Annotated in this window: 1 pseudogene; it reads left to right on the top strand. The window is 67.5% G+C overall.

Annotated elements, in window-relative coordinates:
- Positions 1-942 (top strand): annotated as a pseudogene (locus AC0CYZ_RS07055) (ABC transporter ATP-binding protein); the annotation flags it as partial.
- Positions 943-1,360: the final 418 nt, after the last annotated feature.

Genomic DNA, 1,360 nt, shown 5'->3' with positions numbered 1-1,360 from the left:
GGTCCGTCGGGGACCGGGAAGTCGGTGCTGCTGAAGTCGATCATCGGGTTGCTCAAGCCCGAGAAGGGGTCGATCTTCATCCACGACACCGACCTGGTGCGGTGCTCGGAGTCGAAGCTCTACGAGATCCGCAAGTTGTTCGGGGTGCTGTTCCAGGACGGTGCGCTGTTCGGGTCGATGAACATCTTCGACAACATCGCGTTCCCGCTGCGCGAGCACACCAAGAAGGGCGAGTCCGAGATCAAGGACATCGTCATGGAGAAGCTGGATCTGGTCGGGCTCGGCGGCGCGGAGGACAAGCTGCCCGGCGAGATCTCCGGCGGGATGAAGAAGCGCGCCGGGCTGGCGCGGGCGCTGGTGCTGGACCCGGAGATCATCCTGGTCGACGAGCCGGACTCCGGGCTGGACCCGGTGCGCACGGCGTATCTGAACCAGTTGATCGTGGATCTGAACACCCAGCTCGACGCGACGATCCTGATCGTGACCCACCACCTGGGGACGGCGCGGTCGCTGCCGGACAACATCGGGATGTTGTTCCGCCGCAACCTGGTGATGTTCGGCCCGCGCGAGGTGCTGCTCACCAGTGAGGAGCCGGTGGTGCAGCAGTTCCTGCAGGGCCGGCGGGTGGGTCCGATCGGGATGAGCGAGGAGAAGGACTCGGCCCAGATGGAGGCCGAGATGGAGGAGTTGAAGAAGCAGGGCGGGTCGGCGGAGTCCGAGGAGTCGTTCATCGACCCGCAGTTGATGCCGACCGAGGGCATGGGGGAGCGCAAGGCCACCCAGCGGCGCAAGGACCGGGTGATGCAGATCCTGCACACGCTGCCGGAGAAGGCGCAGACCGCGATCCTGGAGTCGTTGACCGAGGAGGACATGGAGCGGTACGGGATCTCCAAGGATCAGGACCGTACCGAGCTGATCGAGATCACCCGGGAGAACCCGCCCGAGGACGCCGACCCGTTCGGCTACCAGGCGATGCAGGAGAGCCAGTCGGAGTCGATGGTCGAGGGCTCGCCCGCGGGTGAGGGTGAGGGCGAGGGCGAGAAGGCCGGCTCCGGGGACCCGAACGCCGACGCCGAGGCCCGGCGGGCGCCTCCGGACCCGCCGGAGTCCGACGAGCCGCTGGTCGGTGTGCCGGTCGATGAGTACGCCGGCGGGACGGTGGTGCTCCCGCAGGCCGGTGAGCACACCAAGTCCGAGGACGAGAAGTCCGGCGCCGACGGCACCGACCAGGACTCGAACGACCAGGACTCCGAGGACCAGGACTCCGAGGACCAGGACACCGAGGACCAGGACACCGAGGACCAGGACACCCAGGTCCACCAGCGGCCCGACCAGGACCAGGGCTCCGAGGACGACGACC

The organism is Actinomycetospora sp. (assembly GCF_055612215.1).
The sequence above is the reverse complement of the archived record's forward strand: the minus strand, read 5'-3'. Positions and strand labels throughout refer to the sequence as shown.